At 60.8% G+C, this 16,255-nt stretch carries 13 protein-coding genes; 7 read left to right on the top strand and 6 right to left on the bottom strand.

What is annotated here, in order from left to right; genetic code table 11:
* Positions 1-82: 82 nt before the first annotated feature.
* Entirely contained in the window at positions 83-1,153 is a 1,071-nt protein-coding gene (locus tag BMAGN_RS04115) for a phosphatase PAP2 family protein (RefSeq protein ID WP_160257209.1), read from the top strand.
* Between the two features lie 107 nt (positions 1,154-1,260).
* Entirely contained in the window at positions 1,261-4,215 is a 2,955-nt protein-coding gene (gene topA, locus BMAGN_RS04120) for a type I DNA topoisomerase (RefSeq protein WP_022859916.1), read from the top strand.
* Positions 4,216-4,259: 44 nt separating this feature from the next.
* Here topA and BMAGN_RS04125 read toward each other — a convergent pair whose 3' ends face one another.
* The 4 genes from BMAGN_RS04125 to BMAGN_RS04140 form a co-directional block, all read right to left on the bottom strand.
* Complete coding sequence (locus tag BMAGN_RS04125; protein WP_022859917.1) at positions 4,260-5,414, bottom strand: DNA polymerase III subunit delta'; 1,155 nt, start codon at positions 5,412-5,414, stop codon at positions 4,260-4,262.
* A 1-nt stretch (position 5,415) separates the two neighbouring features.
* On the bottom strand, positions 5,416-6,048 hold the full coding sequence (gene tmk, locus BMAGN_RS04130) for a dTMP kinase (RefSeq protein WP_022859918.1): 633 nt from the start codon (positions 6,046-6,048) through the stop codon (positions 5,416-5,418).
* 33 nt (positions 6,049-6,081) lie between these two features.
* Positions 6,082-7,131: a LacI family DNA-binding transcriptional regulator gene (locus tag BMAGN_RS04135; protein ID WP_022859919.1), complete on the bottom strand. Its 1,050-nt coding sequence runs from the start codon at positions 7,129-7,131 to the stop codon at positions 6,082-6,084.
* 163 nt (positions 7,132-7,294) lie between these two features.
* A complete protein-coding gene (locus tag BMAGN_RS04140; protein WP_022859920.1) occupies positions 7,295-7,561 on the bottom strand; it encodes an HPr family phosphocarrier protein in 267 nt (88 codons plus the stop codon).
* Between the two features lie 281 nt (positions 7,562-7,842).
* Here BMAGN_RS04140 and ptsP point away from each other — a divergent pair, with 281 nt between their 5' ends.
* The 4 genes from ptsP to BMAGN_RS04160 all read left to right on the top strand — a co-directional run bounded on the left by ptsP (position 7,843) and on the right by BMAGN_RS04160 (position 13,599).
* Positions 7,843-9,522, top strand: a complete 1,680-nt coding sequence (gene ptsP / locus BMAGN_RS04145) for a phosphoenolpyruvate--protein phosphotransferase (RefSeq protein WP_022859921.1) — start codon at positions 7,843-7,845, stop codon at positions 9,520-9,522.
* Positions 9,523-9,706: 184 nt separating this feature from the next.
* A complete protein-coding gene (locus tag BMAGN_RS04150; RefSeq protein WP_022859922.1) occupies positions 9,707-10,261 on the top strand; it encodes a YbhB/YbcL family Raf kinase inhibitor-like protein in 555 nt (184 codons plus the stop codon).
* Between the two features lie 218 nt (positions 10,262-10,479).
* Positions 10,480-12,027, top strand: coding sequence for a C69 family dipeptidase (locus tag BMAGN_RS04155; RefSeq protein WP_022859924.1), 1,548 nt, complete (start codon positions 10,480-10,482; stop codon positions 12,025-12,027).
* Positions 12,028-12,081: 54 nt separating this feature from the next.
* A complete protein-coding gene (locus BMAGN_RS04160) occupies positions 12,082-13,599 on the top strand; it encodes a formate--tetrahydrofolate ligase (protein WP_022859925.1) in 1,518 nt (505 codons plus the stop codon).
* Between the two features lie 99 nt (positions 13,600-13,698).
* Here BMAGN_RS04160 and BMAGN_RS04165 read toward each other — a convergent pair whose 3' ends face one another.
* Positions 13,699-14,043: a phenylpyruvate tautomerase MIF-related protein gene (locus BMAGN_RS04165; protein WP_022859926.1), complete on the bottom strand. Its 345-nt coding sequence runs from the start codon at positions 14,041-14,043 to the stop codon at positions 13,699-13,701.
* 140 nt (positions 14,044-14,183) lie between these two features.
* Here BMAGN_RS04165 and BMAGN_RS04170 point away from each other — a divergent pair, with 140 nt between their 5' ends.
* On the top strand, positions 14,184-14,741 hold the full coding sequence (locus tag BMAGN_RS04170; protein WP_026502049.1) for a GtrA family protein: 558 nt from the start codon (positions 14,184-14,186) through the stop codon (positions 14,739-14,741).
* Positions 14,742-14,774: 33 nt separating this feature from the next.
* Here BMAGN_RS04170 and BMAGN_RS04175 read toward each other — a convergent pair whose 3' ends face one another.
* The gene (locus tag BMAGN_RS04175) at positions 14,775-16,193 is read right to left on the bottom strand and encodes an MFS transporter (RefSeq protein WP_022859928.1); all 1,419 of its coding nucleotides are present in this window, start codon (positions 16,191-16,193) and stop codon (positions 14,775-14,777) included.
* Between the last annotated feature and the right edge of the window lie 62 nt (positions 16,194-16,255).

A 16,255-nucleotide genomic window follows, 5' to 3' on the forward strand; every position in this document is an offset into this window, starting at 1 on the left:
CGTATGGTCGCGCCGGTTCCCGTGCGTCAGCGTATTGGCGATTGTGCCGCATTCATTCGCAAGACGCCGTAAAGTCGTTGCTATGAGTGACGAACAGACTCCCCAGCCGCAATGGCATTTGGTTCCTGAACATATGGCGACGCCTGCGCGCGTGCCGCAGCCGCAACCTGTCGCAACGCCCCGAGATCCGCAGGCGCCTGAAGATTTGGCCAGCCAGCTCGTGCAAGTGGATCCGTTGCTGAACCGTCCGCGACGCTCAAGCATGGTGCTGTGCATTGTGTTCGGCGTGCTGTTTTTGGCGCTGGGCGGCCTGGCCTACTGGCTTGGCGTGCACACGGTACTGGGCCAAAGCTATGAGGACCAGGTGATCACGAGCTACGCCTCGCGCATGCCCGCGTTCCTGTCTTCCACGGCCTTCCCGTTCTCCAATTCGCTGGTGGTCATTATTACGAGCCTCGTGATGGGGGCGCTCGCGCTGGTGGTCGCGCTGGTGCGCAAACGCTGGTGGCTGGCCGTGCAATTGGCCGGTTTCATTGTGGTGGCGTTTATTGCAAGCCGTGTGCTCAAACCTGTGCTGCCGCGCCCGTTCCTCATCCATGTGGAGTCGTCGACCACGAATTCCGCGCCTTCGGGACATGTGATGATGGCGGCGATCGCGAGCGTGGCGCTATTGTGCGCGGTACCGCGCGTATGGCGCGCGGCGTGTGCGCTTATTGGTGTGCTGTTCACGCTGTCCGTGGGATTTTCCGTGGTGACGATGCGGTGGCACCGTCCGATTGACGTGGTGATGGCCGTGTTCATTACGAGCGGCCTCGTGCTGTTGATGCTTGCTTGCACGGCGAGGTCGGGCATGGACCGGCCCGGCAAGCGCGTGCCGAGCGCCAGCGTGCAGATTGTGGCAAGTGCGCTGATCGCGCTGGGCGTGTGCGCGTACGCGTATGCGACCTATGTGATTTGGGAAATTTCGTTGGGCCTTTCCGCAGTGGCCGCGTGGACGGCGCGCGGCGCCGACGATTCGGCCACGGCCTTGATTGTGGGCACGGTGTGCGTGGTGTTCGGACTCGTGTTGTCGTTGCGCCAGCTGACGGCTTCACCGTTGAGCAAAATGGGCCTGATCGGCACGCCTCCCACTCCTCCCAAGCGCCGTTCTTAGCACAAAATATGCCCGCGAACAACGCGCAACACGCGCCTGTGTAGAGAATATGAGTAATATGGCGATCGAGAGTAGGGGAACTATTCCTCATATATAAGGAGAAACGCATGGCAAAAGGCAGCAAGCTCGTCATCGTTGAGTCTCCCACGAAGGCCAAGAAAATCGGCGGGTATTTGGGAGACGATTACACGGTCATGGCCTCGGTTGGGCACATACGCGATCTTGCGCAGCCCAGTCAGGTTCCCGCGGACGACAAGGCGCAGTATGGCAAGTTCGGTGTGGACGTGAATGACGGGTTCAAGCCGTACTACATTGTGGGCACTGACAAGAAGCGCACTGTCTCGCAACTCAAGCAGGCGCTCAAGCATGCCGACGAACTGTACCTGGCCACTGATGAGGATCGCGAAGGCGAAGCCATTGCATGGCATCTGGTGCAAACGCTTAAGCCGAAAGTTCCCGTCAAGCGCATGGTGTTCCACGAGATCACGCCTGAAGCCATCCGCGCCTCGCTCGACCACACGCGCGAAGTGGACACGCATATGGTGGACGCGCAGGAAACGCGCCGTATTCTCGACCGCCTGTATGGCTACGAACTTTCGCCTGTGTTGTGGCGCAAGGTAGGACCGGGCCTGTCCGCAGGACGCGTGCAGTCCGTGGCTACGCGCCTGATTGTGGAGCGCGAGCGTGAACGCATGGCATTCGTGCGCAAGGCGTACTGGGATGTGCTGGCCACGTTGGCCGCCGCCGACGCGCAGGGCGGGCGCACGGAATTTACCACGCGCATGATCTCCTTGAACAACCGCCGTCTGGCCGGTTCGAAAGACTTTACGGACCGCGGCGAATTGACCGGTGCCGCGCAGCGCGACGACGTGCTGCCGATGGACGAGGCCACGGCGCAGGGTATCGCCAAGGCGCTGGAATCCGCACAATTCCATGTCAAGAGCGTGGAAACGAAGCCGTACCGCCGCCGTCCGCTGCCGCCGTTTACCACGTCCACGATGCAGCAGGCCGCCGGCAACCGTTTGGGCATGAGCTCGCGCCAGACGATGCGCGCCGCGCAGGGCCTGTATGAGAACGGTTTTATTACCTACATGCGAACCGATTCCGTGACGCTGTCGCAGGAAGCCATTCATGCGGCGCGCGAATCGGTGACGAAGAACTTTGGCGCCGAATACCTTTCGGATGCTCCCAAGCAGTACGCCACGAAGACGGCGGGCGCCCAGGAAGCCCACGAATGCATTCGTCCGGCAGGCTCGCATTTCCGCAGCCCCGACGAGCTGTCCACGCGCGTGCCGGCCGACCAGCTCAAGCTTTACACGCTGATCTGGCAGCGCACGCTCGCCTCGCAAATGGCGGATGTGACGGGCTCCACGGCCACCGTGAAGCTGCAGGCCAACGCTCAAGGCTATGGCGACGCCGTGTTCCAGGCCTCGGGCACCGTCATCGAGTTCCCGGGCTATCTCAAGGCGTTCGGATCGGGCCGTCAAGCGGGCGAATCGGACGCGTTGCCGCCGCTGCATGAAGGCGACACTGTCCCGGCCGTCAAAGTGGAAGCGGACGGCCATGAGACGCAGCCGCCGGCACGCTACACGGAAGCGAGCCTTGTCAAGACGTTGGAAGCTAAGGAAATTGGACGTCCTTCCACCTATGCGAGCATCATTTCCACGATTATCGACCGTGGATATGTGTACGAACGCGGGCGCGCGCTGATCCCGTCGTGGTTGGCGTTCGCCGTCATCAAGCTGCTCGAGACGAACTTCCCGAAGTATGTGGACTACCAGTTCACGGCCGATATGGAAAACGGCCTCGACCAGATTGCGCACGGCCACGAGTCGCGCATCGAATGGCTTACCGATTTCTATTTCGGCAACGACAAGGATTCGGCGACCACTCCGCAGGAAGTCCATGAAGGATTGCAGCAGCAGGTCGCGCAGCTCGGCGAGATCGACGCGCGACTGATCAACACGATTCCGATTGGCGACGGCATCAATGTGCGCGTCGGCCGCTACGGCCCGTATCTGGAAGATACGCAGCACTTGGACGCGGACGGCAACCCGAAGCACGCGTCGATTCCGGACACGCTTGCGCCTGACGAACTGACGGTGCAGGAAGCGCGCGAACTTATCGACAATCAGGCTGGCGGCCCGCGTGTGCTCGGCACTGACCCGGCCACGGGTGGCACGGTTGAAGTGCGCAACGGTCGTTTCGGTCCGTATGTGGCGCTGGTGGCGCCCGAATCGGAAGATTCGAGCGAGCAGGGCAAGTCGGCCAAGAATAAAGAGGCGCGTCCGAAGATGGCGTCGCTGTTCAAGTCGATGGACCCGCAGACGCTGACGCTGGAAGACGCGTTGCGTTTGCTGAGCCTGCCGCGCACGGTCGGTACGTATGAGGAGACCGACGAGAAAACGGGCGAACTCAAGACGGTGACGATCGCGGCGAACAACGGCCGCTACGGCCCGTATTTGACGAAGACGGACGGCGAGGGTTCCAGCGAAACGCGTTCGCTGGGTTCGGAAGACGAAATCTTTACGGTGGACCTGGCCAAGGCGCGCGAACTGTTCGCGCAGCCCAAGTACGGCCGCCGCAGGGGTACGGCCAAGCCGCCGCTGCGCGAGCTCGGACCGGATCCCGAGTCGCAAAAGCCCGTGACGATCAAGGAAGGCTTCTACGGCCCCTACATCACGGACGGCACGACGAACCGTTCGCTGCCCAAGCAGTACGATCCCAAGACGATTAGCGCCGAAGACGCGTTCCGCCTGCTTGCCGAAAAGCGTGCGGCCGGCCCGTCCAAGCGCCGCCGCAAGGGCGCCGCGAAGGGAACGAAGAGCGCGGCGAAGGGTGCCAAATCAAGCGCCAAGTCCGGTTCGAAGCCGAAGAAGTCCGCAGTAGAACGCGAACGCGAAGCGCGCCGCAAGAAGGTGCGCGAACTGGCCGAACAGGGCTGGGCGAACACGCGTATCGCCAAGGAAATCGGCTCCACGCCGACCACCGTGAAAAGCGATGTGGCATGGCTGGAAGCCAATGACGGGTTTACGCGCCCGCCAGTGGTTCCCAAGCACTAATTGGCGGGCGCCTCACTGTGCCGCATATGTGCCTCGTACATGCGTCACGCGTGCATGAGACTGCACAGCATGGCTTCCAAATCAAGCCGCGCGTTGCCGTTGCCCATAATGCGCCGGCGTGCCGTAGCGATGCTTTCGAGCATGCGCACCACGTCGGCGCGCGTCAATGACGCGGCCAGCTCGCCGAGCTGCCCCTGATACTCGCGGTTGACAATGCCGTTCGTGTCGGCCGCGCCGTTTTGCAGCACGCCGATATCGCGGTAGACGCTGGCCACGGTGGTCAGCGCGCGGCTCAACATGTCGCGTACCTGGCGCTTGGCCAGCGCGTCCAAATCCTTTTTGCGCGCAAGTTTGGCGAATTCGGGGCGCAACTCGCGCGGCAAGTCGCGTTCGCTGGCCACGCCGTTCATGCGCAAGAACTCCTCCTGCGTTTGGCGCGCTTCACGCTGTGTCTGTTCTTCGGCTTGGGCTTGCGCGTCGTCGAGCACGGTTTTGGCCAACGCCACGGCGTCGCCGGGATGGTGCAACGTCAAAATGCCATGCACGAGTTCGTCGCGGGCGCTGCGCGCGTCCGAATTGAGCGCGTAGAGTTCGGCCTCGTTCACATTGCCTTGCGCATAGCGCGCCGAGCGTTCGGCGGTGGCCTCGTCCACGTCAGGAAGCGTGCGCAAATATGCGGCCACGTCATGGTCTTGCGGCACGGCGAGATTTACCACGCGCGTGCGCGACTGGATCGTGGGCAGCACGTCCTGGGCGCTTGGCGCGCACAAAATCCAGATCGTATGCGCGCTCGGCTCCTCGATTTCCTTGAGCAGCACGTTCGTCGTGCGCTCCAGCATGCGTTCGAAGTCTTCGATAATGATGATGCGCCACGGGGCGAAATTCGGCATCTCTTCCGAATGCGTGATCAGTTCACGCACCTGCTGGATGCTGATCGTGTTCTTTTTCGTGGTCAGCACGGTGACGTCGGGATGCGTGCCCGCGAGCACCTGCTGCGTAGCGGGGGAGAGGACGGGCTCGCCGCTGTTGACGGGATATTCGAGCGCCGCCGCGAACGCGCGCGCCATGGCCGCGCGTCCTGACCCTTCCGGTCCGCAAATCATCCATGCCTGCGCGATATGCGCGGGATCTCCCGTGGCGATGTGCTTGAGTTGTTCGACGGCCCGGTGTTGGCCGACTACGGTGTCCCATACGCTCATGTCAGTTCCTCGCCGCCATCAGGCTGTCCATATCGGCCGCGATTTGCGCGGCGATGTCGTCCACGGATTGCGTGGCGTCGATAATGCGGAACCGTTGCGGTTCACGCTCGGCCAGTTTCAAAAATTCGCGCCGCGTACGGATCTGGAAATCGTCGCCGGCTGACTCCATGCGGTCTTCCGGTCCGCTGAAACGCGTGTGCGAAACGGCCGGATCAATGTCGAGCAGATACGTGCGGTCGGGAAGCAGATTATTCGTCGCCCACAGACTCAAGTTGCGGATTTCCTCTTGTCCCAGCTCGCGGCCGCCCGCCTGGTAGGCGACGGAAGAGTCGAGATAGCGGTCCGTAATGACGATGGCGCCGCTTTCGATTGCCGGACGGATCGTCTCGGCGGCGTGCTGGGCGCGGTCCGCGGCGAACAACAGCGCTTCCGTGCGCTCGCCCATGGCCGCCGACTCGTAGTCTTTAGTGAGCAGCATTGCGCGGATGCGTGCGCCGATTGGTGTGCCGCCCGGTTCGCGTGTGGTCACCACCGTGCGGCCCTGCGCGCGCAGACGGTCGGCGAGCTTGCGCACTTGGGTGGTTTTGCCGGCGCCGTCCACGCCTTCGAACGAAATAAACAGTCCCTCAGTCATAAATTCCAAGGTACCGAGCTTTGCGGATACTCGCTACTCGTCGGCCCCGCTCGTGATTTGACGCTCCATATCGGCCGCCGTGCCGAGCGTGGATTCGCGCACGATGAGCTGGGAGACGAGCGAAATATGCGAAGTGTAGGACGGTCCGCGTTCGATCAGGCGCATCGCCTCGTCGGCGATCTGCTCAAAGGGCGGACGCAAGGTGGTGAGCGTGGGGTTGCTTTCGCGGCTCAGCGGCGAATCGTTGGCGCCAATCACCTTGATGTCTTGTGGGACGCGCAGGCGCAACGCGCGTATGGCTACCATCGCGCCGAACGCCACATTGTCGTCCACGCACACGATCGCGTCGGGGCGGTCGGTGGCAAGAATGCGCATCGTCGCGTTGAACCCGCGTTCCACAGTGGCCGGACCGAACTGGTTCCATGACGGCTGTGTGGTCAAACCGAACGCGCGCAGCTGCGTGTGCAGCATGCTGAGCATTTCCGCCGATTCGAACGAGAACTGTTCGCCGGCCAAGTATGCCACGCTTTTGACGTTCAGCGTGGCCAGGTGGCTGATCACCTGTTCCATCGACAGCGCCTGGTCGATGGTGACGGAAGACGTGTGCACGGAGCGGCGTCCCTCGCCGATTTGCACAATCGGCAATTGGCCCGCGTGCCGGTCGAAGACATCCGTAAGGTCCGTGTCCGGAGCGCATACCACCACCAGACCGTCCACGTTGCGGTCCACCAGCGATTCGATGCGCGACATTTGCAAGTCGTGCGTGGCGCCGAGGCCGAGAATGAGCTGGTCGCTGTGATCGTCGATCACAGGCTCAAGCGCGTCGATTAACGCGCTGCAGAACAGGTCGTACGTGCTGGGAACCACGACGCCCACCATTTTCGTGGTGGTGCCGCGCAACGAACTGGCCGCACGGTTGACCGAATAGTCGAGTTGTGCGGCGGCCTCGCGCACGCGACGCGAAATATCGTCGTTTTTGGCGCGTTTGCCGGAGAGTACGCGCGAGACGGTGGCTATGGAAACATTGGCCAGCGCCGCCACGTCGGTTATGGAACTCGGGGAACCATGCAGTTGGCGCACCATGATGTTGTACTCTCCTCTAATGCTCTCAGCGCTCGGCCGGTTTGCATGCACGCATGTGCGCGTACATGTGAACGCTCACCGGGTGATTACGTATGCACAATAAAAAAAACCGCCCGCTGGTGAAAGCGGACGGGCCTCTGCCGCAAATCTTTCAGCGTATAGCTTACTCGGCTGCGAGAAGAATGTTGATGAGGTTCTCAGCAACGGCTTCCGCGTTGTCGCCTTCCACGGTGATTTCCACGGTGTCGCCCTGCTTCACACCCAGGCCCATGACGGACAGGATGGAGTTGGCCGGAACAGCGGCGCCGCCTTCCTTGGCGATGGTCACGTTCTGGCCCGAAGCGGCGGCGGCCTGAGCGAACTGAGCTGCCGGACGAGCGTGGATGCCGACTGGATCGTTGATAACAGTGCTACGAGTAGCGGTTGCCATAATGGACACTCCTTTATGCCGATGAGACATTTCTATGTCAATAAGACATTGCGTACGGGTGAGGAACCAACTGTGCATGGCTCCAGAACCACTATGCTTAACTATAGCATGACACGCGGTTTTCTGAAAACGTTTACACGCTATAATTGTTAGCTTGTTGAGTAATATCACGCATGGTTTTTAAGACGGTTTACTGAAAACTTCTGGAAACGAGAGGCGCGGCAGCATCGTGGCTCTTCAGTTCTTGGTCCTAAGCAACCGTCCCCAATGAAGGAGAGCACATGATCATCAAGGGTGTTGGCATCGGTCGCGGTGTAGCCGTCGGCCCAGTGCTTCGTATGGCGGATCCACTGCCGGAACCAAAGGACGAAGCCCGCAACAATTCCATTTCCGCAGAAGCTGAGACCGAGCGCGTTATGAAGGCGCTGAACGCCGTGAACGCCGACCTCACCAAGCGCGCAGAGGAAGCCAAGAACGGCGACGAGGGCACGAAGCAGGCCGCCGAGATTCTTACGGCCATCTCCATGTTCGCATCCGACCCGCAGCTGGCCGCGTCCATCAAGGACCTCATCGCCCAGGGCAAGACGGGTGAACGCGCCGTGCTCGAAGGCTTCGGCGCCGTGGAAGACATGTTCCGCGCCATTGGCGGTTACCAGGGTGAACGTGCCGCCGATCTGCACGATGTCGGCCAGCGTGTGATCGCCGACCTCATGGGCCTGCCGGCTCCGGGCGTTCCGGACAGCGACAAGCCGTTTGTGCTCGTGGCCAAGGACCTGTCTCCCGCCGATACCGCTTCGCTCGACATGACCAAAACGCTCGCCATTGTGACCTCCGAAGGCGGCCCGACTTCCCACACGGCCATCCTGTGCCGCGCCCGCGGCATTGTGGCCGTGGTGTCCGCCGCTGAAGCCGCCGATCTGAAGAATGGCGAAGAAGTGATCGTCAACGCCGCCAAGGGCGAAATCATCACCGACCCGAGCGCCGAGCAGGTTGAAGAAGCGCACGCCGCCAAGGCCAAGGCCGCGAAGGCCAAGGAACTGCGCGGCCAGCCGGGACAGCTCAAGGACGGCACGCTGCTGCCGCTGCTGGCCAACGTTGGCAAGCCTTCCGACGCGAAGGAAGCGCACGAGTATGGCGCCGAAGGCGTCGGCCTGTTCCGTACCGAATTCCTGTTCCTCGGCAACGCCGAACCGCCGAGCATGGAAGAGCAGACCAAGGCTTACACCGAGCTGCTCAGCCAGTTCCCGGGGCAGAAGGTCGTCATCCGTCTGCTCGACGCCGGCGCCGACAAGCCGCTGCCGTTCCTGACTCCGGAAGACGAGCCGAACCCGGCTCGGGGCCTGCGTGGTCTGCGTACGCTGTCCCAGCACAAGAAGGTGCTCGAGGACCAGCTCAAGGCCCTCGCCGCCGCCGACGCCCAGACGAACGCCAACCTATGGGTTATGGCCCCGATGGTCTCCGACGAGTTCGAAGCCGACTTCTTCACGAAGCTCGGCAAGAGCTACGGCCTGAAGTTCGTGGGCTCCATGGCCGAGGTTCCTTCGCTGGCCCTCATGGCCGACAAGGTCGCCGACGTTACGGACTTCGTCTCCATTGGTACGAACGATCTGACGCAGTACACGCTGGCCGCCGACCGTACGCTGGGCTCCGTGTCCAACTACCAGACCGCATGGCACCCGGCCGTGCTGCGCGCCATCAAGCTCATCTGCGACGCCGGCAACGCCAAGGGCATGCCCGTGGGCGTGTGCGGTGAAGCCGCCGCCGATCCGGATCTGGCCGTGGTGCTCGCCGGCCTCGGTGTCAACTCGCTGTCCATGACGCCGGTGGCGCTGGACGACGTGCGCGCCGAACTGGCCCAGCACACGATGGAAGAGGCCCGCGAGCTCGCGGCCCGCGCCCTCAACGGCGAGTTCTATCACCCGGCCGAATGGTGCACGATGGAAGGCTGGAACGAAGACTGATCACTGGTTGAATTCACTTTTTATGCATAGGTAACATGGAAATGGGCCCGCTTGTCGGGCCCATTTTCGTATGCGTCCGCCTTTCAGCACGCTCATAGAAAATTTCAGTAAACTCTGAGGAAATCCGTTCGATTATGAATGGGCACAGAAAAGACGTTGGCAAGAAAATATAAAAGGAATCATCATGTTAGTGTCTGCTGATTTTGACGTCATTCCCGACGAGTACGCGAAAGCCGCTCCCGACTCGAACAAGCTCGACGGGGAACCGATTGTGTCGTTCCCGTTCTTTATCGATCGCCTGGATCCGCATACGAAATACCTGCACTGGCAATTCGTGGATCCGGACTCCATTCCAGTGTGCGGATTCGAGTGGATCCACTGGACCGTCGCGAATCTTCCGGTGGACGCAATCATGTTCGATCCGAGCGATCCGCATGCGCTGTCCATTCCGGCCGATTTCTCGCGCATGATGCCGGCCATGATTCCGCAGGCCGTCCAGGGCCGCAATTCTTCCGCCTCCCCGTTGCTGGGCCGTCCGCAGGATCCGGCGCTCACGATGCGTTACAACGGACCTGTTCCGCCGGACAAGGACCACGACTACTTCCTCGAGGTGTGGGGCTCCACGAAGCCGCTGGAAGGTTTGGAGAACGGATTCTGGATGAATGAGATGATCCACGCCATGCGCAAGAGCCAGTATGTGTGTGACGAGGGCGCCATGTTTATTACGGGAAAGGCGTGACGAACCATGGTTGAGGCGATGGCAGCGCTTGTTCTTGGATACACCGCGGTAGCGCTGGCACGCGGCATTGCCCACCACCATCAGCATCAGCACGGTGGGGGAGAGCAATAATTACAATCGATACCATGACATGGTAATCATGAGACGGATGCGCCACGTATACGGCAGTGTGCTGGCGCATCCGTCTTGTGTTTATGAAGCACAACAAGGAGAGAGTAATGGCCTGCACCACCATTTTGGTCGGAAAGAACGCGAGCTACGACGGATCCACGATCATCGCGCGCAACGAGGATAGCGCCAATGGCGAGTTCGATCCGAAGAAGCTGATCATTGTGCACCCCGAGGATCAGCCGCGCACGTACCGCAGCGTGATCAGCCACGTGACGATCGAGCTGCCGGAGAACCCGCTGCAGTATTCCTGCGTGCCGAATGCGGATCTCAAGCAGGGCATTTGGGGCGAAGCCGGCGTCAACGAAGCGAACGTAGCCATGAGCGCCACGGAAACGATCACGACGAACGAGCGAGTGCTGGGCGCCGACCCGTTCGTCGAGTACCAGCCGGCCCGCGGCGACGAGCCGGAAGTGCCGGGAGGCATTGGCGAAGAGGACATGCTCACGATTGTGCTGCCTTACATCAAGACGGCCCGCGAAGGCGTGCAGCGCTTGGGTGCACTGCTCGAAGAGTACGGCACGTATGAAATGAACGGCATCGCGTTCTCCGACGTGGACGAGATTTGGTGGCTCGAAACCGTCGGCGGCCATCACTGGATCGCCAAGCGCGTGCCCGACGAGGCTTACGTGACGATGCCGAACCAGCTGGGCATCGACGAATTCGACATCGAGGACGCCTTGGGCGATCAGGAAAACCACATGTGCTCCGCCGATCTGGCCGAGTTCATTGAGGACAATTACCTCGACCTGTCCGTGGAATCCGTCAGCCCGTTCAACCCGCGTGAAGCCTTCGGCTCCCACTCCGATTCCGACCACGTCTACAACACGCCGCGCGCATGGTTCATGCAGCGCTACCTGAACCCGTACGACGAGGTCTGGGACGGCGAGGATGCCGACCACAAGCCGACGAGCGACGATATTCCGTGGTGCCGCCAGCCCGACCACAAGATCACGATGGAAGACATCAAGTACGTGTTGAGCTCGCACTACCAGGGCACCGACTACGATCCGTACGGCAAGACGGGCACGGAAGTGACGCGTCACTTGTTCCGCCCGATCGGCATCAATCGCCAGAGCCAGCTCGCCGTCATGCAGATCCGTCCGTACCGCCCGCAGGCCAACCGCGCCGTGCAGTGGATGTCCTTCGGTTCCAACCCGTTCAACGCCCTCGTGCCGTTCTTCCCGAACGTGAACTCCATGCCGGAGTACGTGTCCAACACGACCACGCGCGTAAGCACGGACAACATCTACTGGGCCGACCGCATTATCGCCGTGATGTGCAACGCCGCGTTCGGTGACACCGCGGCCTTCGTGGAGCGTTACCAGGAGAAGATGGGCGGTCTCGGCCACCACATGGTGCATGAAGCCGACGCCCGCGTCGACGAGCTCGTGCCCGTCGACGACGAGGCCCTCGAGCCGATGGATCCCGACAGCATCATTGAAGCAGTCCGCAATGAAGACGTGCGCAAGGTGCTCGAATCCATGAACGACGACATGGCCTTCAAACTGCAACATGAAACGGATACACTGCTTAATGACACGCTGTATACGGCGAGCATGCAGATGAAGAACGCCTTCAGCATGTCCGACTTCTAAACCCAAGCAGTACGGGAATCGCGCAAGCTTACGCACAATACAGAAAGGAACCAAGTGAAGACTATTGACGAATTCACCATGCCATACGGAGTGGTGGATAAAATTGACGCATTTGGCTATCTTGAAGAGCTGAAGAAGAATCCGGATGCGCCACGCAAACACGGCAAGATCCTGCTCGTGACCTCGGATACACCGCTGAAGGCTTCCCGTGGCGAAGGCAAGACCACCGCCACTATCGCTCTTATCGACGCGCTGCGTGAGCGCGGCATCGACGCGGCCGCCGTACTGCGCCAACCGAGCATGGGCATTACCGCAGCCGGTTCCAAGGGTGGCGCTTCGGGCGGCGGCAAGTCGTCGCTGGAACACCCCGAACTGGCCGACTGGGGCCTGTGTGGAGAAATGGCCGCCATTGAAAACGCCCAGAACCTGCTCGCCTCGTTCGCAGAAAAGGCCGTGGACGACGGACTGATCGACACGGTGCTCGTGCCGCGCGTCTCCGAAGTGCCGTCGCGCATGCTGCGCGCCACCGTGGTGGACCGCGGCAAGGCGAACGTGCCCGAGCGCACCGTGCTGACGCCGGCCAGCGAACTCATGCAGATTGTGGTGCTGTCGCGTTCCATGGAAGAGATTTCCGAGCGCGTGGGCAACATGATCGCGGGCACGAAAGACGGCAAGGCCGTGCTGTTCCGTGAATTCGTCGACCTGTGGCGCATCACGAACATCCTGACCGACGCCGTCAAGCCCGTCAAGACGCAGACGCAGCAGGGTTCTCCCGTCTACCTGCACTGCGGTCCGTTCGGCAACGTGTCGCTCGGCATTCCGTCGCTCGTGTCCGTGGAAATGGCCTGCTCGCTGCATGACGTGGTTGTGGTGGAAGCCGGTTACGGCGCCGACGCCGGCGCCCAGAAGTGGCTCGATATCGCGTGCCGTGAATATGGTGCGCAGTGGCCGTCCTTCGCCGTGATCGTGACGCGCGCCACCACGTGGCGTGACGACCCGGCGCTGCAGTGGCGCTACCCGTTCCACGTGAAACATTTGGAGAATCTCGATATTCCAACGTTCCCGCTGATCAACCTGTGGGACGGCGAAGACGGCGAGATTCCGGAGCTGCGTGAAGAGGCCAAGGAACTCGGCTTCCGTACGCCGATTATCGGCAACCTGTTCCGTGACGGCGGCGAGGGCATCGCCGACCAGCTTGATCCGCTGATCGACGCGATTGAGAACCATCCGATGCCATCGGCCGTGCACAGCCACAAGGGCATGTCGCTCGTGGAGAACTTGCGTTGGACTGCCGAGAAGGCGTATGGCGTGCCGCGTGAGCGTGTGATCTTCAAGGACGGCTTCACGGATTCGCTGCTGTCCGCGGCAAGGCTGTGCAAGTCGGCCGGTTTCGACATTACGGAACTGGCGCTGCTGGCCGTCAAGTCCCCGGCCACGATGACCGACGACGACACGGCCCCCGCCGACGAGCGTACGGTAACGCTCAAGAAGGTGGAACCGCATACGGGCGCCGGCGTTGTCCAGGTGAACTTGACGACGTCGCTGACCACGCCGATGCCGAAGATCGTGTGATCTTCCCGTAATTGACGCACTACGCAAAAGGCCCGCAGCATATGCTGCGGGCCTTTTGCAATGAGTCGGATCTATCGCGTTATGCGCTGTACGGAGCGATCAGAAGTTGCTGCCGTTCCAGCCCCAGTCCTTCGTTGCCGTGTAACGGATGTAGGTGCGGTCGTTCGGAATGTTCGTTTCCGCCTTGAACGCGCCCATGATCTCGGTGGTGAGCTTTTCCCAGTTCTCGCGGGCCACGGAGTCGCCGAACACGTTGACCTCAACATAGGCGCTTGGCGTGGTGTCGTCGCCGCCGAAGTACATCGGGCTATCTTCGAAGATGCACATGAGCCACTGCTCGGTCTTGCCCGGCACCGCCGTGATGGCGCGGCCGAAATGCGCCTTGAGTGCGTCGCGCTGGCCGAGGCTCAACTCTTCAGAAGTGTGTACGTGAATGACTGGCATAATATCCTCCCGTGTTGGTCAAACTGTTGGTGGAAACCACTGTGTTCCAGTGTAGGAACCGATTGCGGTTTTTCATGGGAATTGCATGGAAATATGAACAAAAGTCGCTAGGTTTGTGCTGCGGTGTTTAATAGTATGCTGTGAAAAAATTGATTGAACAGATTTTGAAATTCGGTGTGGTCGGCATTATCGCCGCCGTTCTGGATTTCGGTATCCTGAATTTCCTGGTGATCCTTTTCCACATGCACAATGTGATCGCCGGAACGATCTCCTTTACGCTTTCGCTGATTTTCAACTACTTCGCAAGCATGAAGTACGTGTTCAAGCACCGTCCCGATATGGCGCACTGGATGGAAGTGCTCATCTTCCTGTTCTCCGCCGTGGTGGGCCTGTTCATCAACAACTTCATCATCTGGCTGTCCACCTACGGCATGAACACCGACGCCTATGTGTCCCAGCATGTGGAGTATGTGCTGCGCACGAATATGGGCAAGATCATCGCCACGTTCGTGGTCGCCATCTGGAACTTCGTGATCCGCAAGATGCTGCTCGACGATACGCACACGGCCATCATGGACAAGCTGCAGAAGAAGGGCAACACGTATACCGAAGAGGAGCTCGAAGCCAAATGGGAAAACAGCTTCTCGCACAAGCTTGGCATGTGGTCGATTGAGCATACGCCCAAGGGCTGGCGATAATTCCAGCCCCAAGGCCCATGCGACGCCGGTGTCTCACACTTCCGTGAGCACCGGCGTTTCTGTACTCGTCTTGATTTGCTTGAACCCGCAGAATGCGATGACCAGCGACGTGATGGCGAGCGCCGTCACCACCATGAAACCGCCGTGCGAACCGTAGTCGTCAATGAACACGCCCGCGATGGCTGAGCCCGCCGAGCCGCCGATCGAGTTCATGGCGCCCATCCACGCCATGCCTTCGGTAAGGCGCGACTGCGGCACCAAATGCAGCATGAGCTGGTTGCCGTTGACCCAGGTCGGGGCCTGGCACACGCCAATGATCAGATAGATGATCATGATGACCCACAGATGCTTGGCCAACAGGAATGTCGCCACACCCAAGTTCACTACGGCGAGGCAGAAATAGAAGCGCTTCCAGAGCGGAATCACCCAGTTTTTCGCGCCATACATAAGCGCGCCCATCAGCGAGCTGATCGAGAAGCAGGCGAACACGAATCCCGTGTACTGCTTCATGTTCGACTCGGTGGCGAACGAAATGATCGAGATGCCGGCTGCCGACTGGAACGCGCCAAGGCCGAACCATGTGGCGCATACGGCCACAAGGCCCGCGCTCCAAATCGATTCCTTCTTGCCCGCAAGCGCACGTTCGTAGGCGCCCTTCGCCTCGCGGTCGGCCATTTCCTCGCTCTGGCCTTCGGCGAGAAGCCTGGCGCGCATGTCGCGTTCGGCCGTCGTGGCGCGCATAACCCGCGCCTTCTCGTCTTCACGCAGGCGGAACTCCTTGGGCGAGATGCCTTCCTCGCGCGCCATTGCCACTTGGCTCTTGGGCTCTGTGCTCAATTCGGTCAGGAACATGAGGGCGCCGATAATCACGCATACGCCCGTAAACGAGAACGCGAGAATGCCCGAGATCACGGCCAGAATGGACGCCAGCGGATTGCCGATGGCCCACATGGCCTCGTCGAACACGCCGCATAGCGACATGGCGCGGTTGACGCCCGCACGGTCCTGCTTGAGGATATTCGTCCAACGCGAGCGGCTCATGGCGCCCCACGGCGGCACGAACGCGAGGAATGGCACAATGCAGTACAAAATCCACGGATCTACTTGTGCGTTGATGCACGAGACCATGGCCGTGGCGGCCGCCGTCCAGATGATGATAGACGGAATGGAAATGACACGTTGTCCGAACCGGTCGATCAGCGTACCCAACACGGGACTCAACACGGCGCCGGCAATGGCCTGGATGGCCGTGAGCAGTCCCGCAAGCTTGTAGTTGCCGTAATGGAACTGTACGGCGATCGTGATCGTCATGCCGACCATCGGGTACGGCATGCACGCGATCACCGCGCCTACGGTAAAGCGCAGCGTGTGGGGGATACGCAACAGTTGGGCGTATCCGTCAAAAATGCGGTGGCCTAAATCCTTCAGTAGGTTGCGCGAAGTGGAGCGCATAAGAGTCCTCGGATGCAAATAATGGGATGGTCGGATGGACGGGAGCGCTAACAACATTGCCA

Origin of the sequence: Bifidobacterium magnum, from assembly GCF_000741255.1 — a bacterium.
Classification (GTDB): Bacteria; Actinomycetota; Actinomycetes; order Actinomycetales; family Bifidobacteriaceae; genus Bifidobacterium; species Bifidobacterium magnum.